General features: G+C 56.3%; 5 protein-coding genes. 2 read left to right on the top strand and 3 right to left on the bottom strand.

Going from position 1 to position 6201, the window contains the following annotated elements:
- Positions 1–9: 9 nt before the first annotated feature.
- Positions 10–1148 (bottom strand): IS3 family transposase gene (locus tag B8784_RS14250; RefSeq protein ID WP_143435295.1). Its coding sequence is split into 2 segments (ribosomal slippage): positions 10–890 and positions 890–1148, totalling 1140 coding nucleotides; the frame shifts between segments, so codons are not numbered across the junction.
- Between the two features lie 95 nt (positions 1149–1243).
- Between B8784_RS14250 and B8784_RS22205 the strand changes: the two genes are divergently transcribed.
- Entirely contained in the window at positions 1244–1672 is a 429-nt protein-coding gene (locus tag B8784_RS22205; RefSeq protein WP_143435507.1) for an asparagine synthase-related protein, read from the top strand.
- Positions 1673–1698: 26 nt separating this feature from the next.
- Here B8784_RS22205 and B8784_RS14245 read toward each other — a convergent pair whose 3' ends face one another.
- Together B8784_RS14245 and B8784_RS14240 are read right to left on the bottom strand one after the other, a co-directional pair.
- Positions 1699–4329, bottom strand: a complete 2631-nt coding sequence (locus tag B8784_RS14245; RefSeq protein ID WP_084398616.1) for an alpha/beta hydrolase family protein — start codon at positions 4327–4329, stop codon at positions 1699–1701.
- Positions 4330–4478: 149 nt separating this feature from the next.
- Positions 4479–5069, bottom strand: a complete 591-nt coding sequence (locus tag B8784_RS14240) for a TonB-dependent receptor domain-containing protein (RefSeq protein WP_084398615.1) — start codon at positions 5067–5069, stop codon at positions 4479–4481.
- On the opposite strand from B8784_RS14240, the gene B8784_RS14235 reads away from it, so the two are divergent.
- Positions 5054–6192 (top strand): IS3 family transposase gene (locus tag B8784_RS14235; protein ID WP_143435295.1). Its coding sequence is split into 2 segments (ribosomal slippage): positions 5054–5312 and positions 5312–6192, totalling 1140 coding nucleotides; the frame shifts between segments, so codons are not numbered across the junction. The two genes, B8784_RS14240 and B8784_RS14235, sit on opposite strands and share 16 nt — an antisense overlap.
- The last annotated feature ends 9 nt before the right edge of the window (positions 6193–6201 follow it).

Here is a 6201-nt window from a genome sequence, read left to right as displayed (position 1 = left end):
TAGCGGCGTTCATGCCGCTACCTCCCCACAGTAAGGCGGTATGAACGCCGCGGGCAAGATGGCTTGTGGCGCGGGCGGTCGGTAGCCCAGAGAAGAGTGCGGACGCGCGGTGTTGTAATGCCACCGCCAGGTCTCGATCAGGACTTTCGCCTCCCTGAGATCATAGAAGATTTCCCTCGCCAACAACTCGTCTCTGAGCTTGGAGTTGAAGCTCTCGCAGTAGCCGTTCTCCCAAGGCGAACCGGGTTCGATATAGAGCGTCTTCACGCCGATCCGGCCAAGCCACTCGCGCAGGGCCGTGGCGATGAACTCGGGGCCATTGTCGGAACGGATATGCTCCGGCGGGCCATGATGCACGAACAGTTCGCCCAGCGTGTCTAGGACATCGCGGGAGTTGAGCTTGCGTTCGACACGAATGGCGAGGCATTCGCGAGTGAACTCATCAATCACACACAGCATGCGGAACACCTTGCCGTCATGCGTGCGGTCCTGAACGAAGTCATAGGACCAGACATGGCCCTTGTGCATCGGCCTCAGCCGGATGCAGGAGCCGTCATTCAGCCAGAGACGGCCTCTCTTTGGTTGTTTCATTGGCACTTTCAGCCCTTCACGCCGCCAGATGCGATACACCCGCTTCTCGTTCACATGCCAGCCATCCCGTCTCAGCAGGGCCGTGATCCGGCGGTAGCCATACCGGCCGAACCGTTCAGCCAGGGCGATGATGGCCGCTGTCAGCACATCCTCGTCCTGGCGTGGCACACGCGGCTTGCGCTGGGTGGAACGGTGCTGGCCGATCACGCGGCAGGCCCGGCGCTCGGTTGCGCCGAGTGTCTCCACCACATGATCGACCGCCTCGCGCTTGCGTGAAGGGCTCAGAACTTTCCCTTGATGACTTCCTGCAGGATCTGGTTGTCGAGGGTCAGATCAGAAATGGCGCGACGCAGCCGCGCATTCTCCTTCTCGATCTCCTTCAGCCGTTTGGCCTGGCCAACCTGCAGCCCGCCATACTCCTTGCGCCACCGATAGTATGTCTGTTCCGTCACCCCGATCGAACGCACGGCCTGACCCGTCGTCTCACCCCGCGCGAGGCGGACCTCCACCTCCCGCAGCTTCGCTATGATCTCTTCAGGCGTTGATCTCTTGCCCATGTCTCAGCTCCATATCTGAAGCCGGAACTAACTCAAATAATGGACCACTTTCGTGGGGGCAGACCAAGGTCAACCAACTCTTTCACTTGATCCAAATGCGGGAGCTTTTCGATCACTCGTATGAGCGTGATTTCCTTCACCCGCTTATTTCGCAGCCTCTCATCGATCTTTCTTTGCGCCTGCCGACCTACCGGCTGTGCGTCAATGGAATTAGCCGGGGCCTCGCTCGGCTGGCATTTAAAGATGCGGTCCCAGACCCAATCAGGCACCGAATGACCAAGGCTGGTGCGACACACTATTTCATAGATTTCTTGGATTCAAATCGCCCTAAAATCCTTGATGCATTGGGAAATGGCGAACTGGTACAACATGGGCTAATCCGGCGTGAGGATGTCGACACGTTTTTATCGGGAGACCGGATACGCATTCAGTCACTCGGCCGTATGGCGCTCGTCTATTATTCGATCGAAGCCTGGCTAAGGACGTGGAGATCGGCTCTGAGAGCACCGTCTGGTACAAATTGAAACGTCACCGTCCCGTTAAGTTGCAGCTAGTGGTGCGGTTCATCTTGTTCACGTAATACTCCCGTTTCTACGAGAAATGCATCAATCCGCGTCCACAAGTCCCGAATGTTCGCGGGCGACGAGGGAATATGTCCCTCACCCCAATACCGAACGTATCGCGCTTCTTTGCCGGCGCGATAAAGAGCACCGAACATTTCGTCGTACTGGGCTATGTCGAAATAATCGAGATCCGAATGGACCAGCATGACGGGAGCAGTAATACCTCTAGCCAGAGCAACGGGACTGCTTTCGGAATAAAGAGCTGACGCCTCCAACGCGGTAGTGCCAAACCCAAACGGACAGACATTTACGGCGCCAGCTAGCAGACATTCATATCGCCAGCGATTGTCTCCGCCATTTTGATCGAGATGAAAATAGCGAAGCAATCCTCTCGCCCCGAAATAGTGGCTGAAGAAGTCTGCCCATCCATTCATGGAAATGACCGCTGCAAACCGATCAGATTGTGTTGAAACGTACAGGGACGAAACCCCTCCCTGGCTGAGACCGAAAAGCACAACACGATCCGTGTCAATTGGTACCAATTCGGTGATAGCGTCGAGCGTCTGTTCTACTACTTCATCCATCCCGGCAATCGGACCGGCGGGTGTCCTCGCGTAGTCGAGCGGAATCGCCGGACGAACATAAATGAAACCTCTAGCGGCCCATAGATCGCTTTGCTGGTAGATGAGTGCCGCATCACCAAGTGTGCTACATTCTCCAGGCGTTCCGCTGGGATATATGTCGAACAGGAGAGGGTATTTTTTTGCCTGATCGAAGTCTGGTGGTAAGAATAGACAGGTCGACATATTGCGAGTGATCGCTGAATCTTCGGGATCGCTAAGCGGGTATGATATCTGCAATGTATCCGGATCAGCCACGCGATTAAGATGCTCATTCAATATCGCCAGCTGGACATCGTTCGCGCCTTTTTGAACAAGCGTCACTTTCGTGGCTGACCCCACTTTCGATGTAACAAGCGCAGCATTTGCCTCTCTCGAAGCCGCAAGGACTCTGGCGCCTGGTATATTCAGTGCGAGAGTTTCTGTAACCGCTGGCGGTGACGAGAAATTTGTGAACTCGACCGACACGTCTGACGCATTCGACTCACTTGTACTTATGAGGGTTCCGCTCTCATTAAATGAGCGTCTATATATCTCGCGCGAATATCGAAATTCATTCGCCCAACTGTGCGACGGATTGCCTTGATAGGCGATATCCCGAATAACGAGATCATCGGTCCGATTCAGTTTTGTGCGGTGTCCCTGGTCATCTATCCGGTAGGCGCCGTGTCGGGCGAGCAGCGACACGCTTCCTCCATCTGCATATAAAGGGTACCCCGATACGTCTTCCAGACCGTTCGACAGGTTCAGGGCGACACCGTTGCTCCTTATCAGGAACCAGTCGAAACGCTCCTTTTGATCGCGGCGGGCAAGAACGACGAGTCCTTCGTCCAACAACATCGATCTCGCCGGCCCCGTCTCTATGAAATATTCCGGATCAAACCGGCTATTGGCGATTTCAAAACCGTCTAGCTTCTGACGGTGCGGAACGAGGGTTCTGGCATCGACGACATAGAAGGCTCCCTCGTGAGGCTCTTCGTCCCTTTGCCAACCGAACACCAAGAACCGGGATCCGTCGGCCGACCACGATAAGGAATGCGGATCAATTTCGAATGGATCCGCCAGCTCTTTTACAGCTCCGGTCTCTATGTCGATGACGCGCAGCGCATAGCGGCGATCGAATGTTGGATGCGTTTCCGTGGGCACCGGTTTTGCATCTGCAGACGGACGAAATCGTTCGCCCACTTGAGCGGCAATCACCCTCTTTCTGTCCGGTGATACGCGCACGCCGGCATATCGCCCGTCAGCGATAATGCGGGACGCACCGGAGCCTACATCAAATTCAGTCAAGGCGCCGGCGGCCCAATCCTGAGATCGGTCGCGGCCTGTACTGACTACTTCTGACGCTGTTGGACCGTCTCCTCGCCATGCCCTGTTCCAGGACCGCCAGAGAAATTGCCCGATATACGCCCGATTTCGCAGCTCCGATCCCGGCAAGTCGTCATCTCGGGTCGGTACCACAAATTTGCGGTCAGATATCCATTCGATACGTTCGTTCCATCTAGCGCTGGCGATGTATCGGTCGCGAAAATCGGGCATTCGGTCTAGCCGAGCGCATTTATTGCGGCCGACCCTACACGCGACAAAATTAAGTTTTCCAAAACTGTATTCAAGCGTGACGACGTGATCGCCAGACGGCGAGAACCCAAAGAAGAAATTGGTGGCGGTCGGATCCAACCCCGGCTGAAGCTTAGGAGGGCTCTTGTGCTCCATGTTCTTGATCCAAAGCTGATGACCACTGAGGCCCTGCGCGTACATCCAGTATGAAAAATCGGAAATGTCTTCATATGGAGGCAGGAGGTTATAAGCGAGCCAGGTGCCATCCGCCGAAAATTCGACAGCGCCGATCGCTTCGATTCTCAGAACGTCGTCTACAGTGACCGGATGCTTTGATTCGACATTACTCGCGCCTGCAACGCCAGAAAACGCACAGAGAATGATAACTGCGATCAGCGAAACGAACCGGCTTTTCGGAAAAACTTTCGTATTGACGTGCATTGTCGTCCAATCTCGCATTGCTGGAGTACACACAGTCAGCGCGGCGCAGTAAAAGTGAAGCCGCGATGAGCGAATCGCAGTAATTTAAGGTGGCGAACAAATTACTTTTGCCCGCCTTAATCGCGATGCGGACTCCCGCGTCCCCACGGCTACCAACGCTTCACCAATTGCAGCGAAATCAGGCGGCCGAATGGATTCGCGTTCGCTGGATCGTACCCAGCGGCGGAGTTCCCCGGACCATTAAGGCTATCGCTCAAAACAAATGGGGGATTCTTGTCGAATAGATTCTGAACTGAAACTGCGAACCGGGTTCCATCGAGCAGGCTTTTGCCAGGCGCGTCGATTTCATAGGCGGCAGTGATGTCCACGGTGGTCCAGGACGACACGCGCACTTCATTTGCGCCTCGATCGTCCTCATAACCCGCGGTGTGGTTCAGAAACGAATAGAATGAAAACTCGCGGCCATCCCATCCTAGACTACCCCTCAATCTCCAGGCAGCCGGCCTGAAAATGCGATCATAGGCCTCGATTTCCGGAGCATCAGCGGAGGTTCTGTCGTAAAAGTCGATGATGTGGTCGCCGGCCACGGTAGCGGCAAGGATGCCACTGCCGAAGTCGCGTGAATAGCTGGCGTTAAAATCAACTCCGCGCGTCGTGGTGGTCTGCCCCCACGAAAGTGGTCCATTATTTGAGTTAGTTCCGGCTTCAGATATGGAGCTGAGACATGGGCAAGAGATCAACGCCTGAAGAGATCATAGCGAAGCTGCGGGAGGTGGAGGTCCGCCTCGCGCGGGGTGAGACGACGGGTCAGGCCGTGCGTTCGATCGGGGTGACGGAACAGACATACTATCGGTGGCGCAAGGAGTATGGCGGGCTGCAGGTTGGCCAGGCCAAACGGCTGAAGGAGATCGAGAAGGAGAATGCGCGGCTGCGTCGCGCCATTTCTGATCTGACCCTCGACAACCAGATCCTGCAGGAAGTCATCAAGGGAAAGTTCTGAGCCCTTCACGCAAGCGCGAGGCGGTCGATCATGTGGTGGAGACACTCGGCGCAACCGAGCGCCGGGCCTGCCGCGTGATCGGCCAGCACCGTTCCACCCAGCGCAAGCCGCGTGTGCCACGCCAGGACGAGGATGTGCTGACAGCGGCCATCATCGCCCTGGCTGAACGGTTCGGCCGGTATGGCTACCGCCGGATCACGGCCCTGCTGAGACGGGATGGCTGGCATGTGAACGAGAAGCGGGTGTATCGCATCTGGCGGCGTGAAGGGCTGAAAGTGCCAATGAAACAACCAAAGAGAGGCCGTCTCTGGCTGAATGACGGCTCCTGCATCCGGCTGAGGCCGATGCACAAGGGCCATGTCTGGTCCTATGACTTCGTTCAGGACCGCACGCATGACGGCAAGGTGTTCCGCATGCTGTGTGTGATTGATGAGTTCACTCGCGAATGCCTCGCCATTCGTGTCGAACGCAAGCTCAACTCCCGCGATGTCCTAGACACGCTGGGCGAACTGTTCGTGCATCATGGCCCGCCGGAGCATATCCGTTCCGACAATGGCCCCGAGTTCATCGCCACGGCCCTGCGCGAGTGGCTTGGCCGGATCGGCGTGAAGACGCTCTATATCGAACCCGGTTCGCCTTGGGAGAACGGCTACTGCGAGAGCTTCAACTCCAAGCTCAGAGACGAGTTGTTGGCGAGGGAAATCTTCTATGATCTCAGGGAGGCGAAAGTCCTGATCGAGACCTGGCGGTGGCATTACAACACCGCGCGTCCGCACTCTTCTCTGGGCTACCGACCGCCCGCGCCACAAGCCATCTTGCCCGCGGCGTTCATACCGCCTTACTGTGGGGAGGTAGCGGCATGAACGCCGCTA

This window comes from Henriciella aquimarina (assembly GCF_002088975.1).
GTDB classification, from domain to species: domain Bacteria; phylum Pseudomonadota; class Alphaproteobacteria; order Caulobacterales; family Hyphomonadaceae; genus Henriciella; species Henriciella aquimarina.
Note: the sequence above shows the minus strand (reverse complement) of the source record. Positions and strands in the feature narration are given on the sequence as shown.

What these genes read in the sequence shown, in the direction of transcription:
- B8784_RS14245 (WP_084398616.1), bottom strand. Translation starts at nt 4,329, where the DNA reads ATGCACGTCAATACGAAAGTTTTTCCGAAAAGCCGGTTCGTTTCGCTG.
- B8784_RS22205 (WP_143435507.1), top strand. Translation starts at nt 1,244, where the DNA reads ATGCGGGAGCTTTTCGATCACTCGTATGAGCGTGATTTCCTTCACCCG.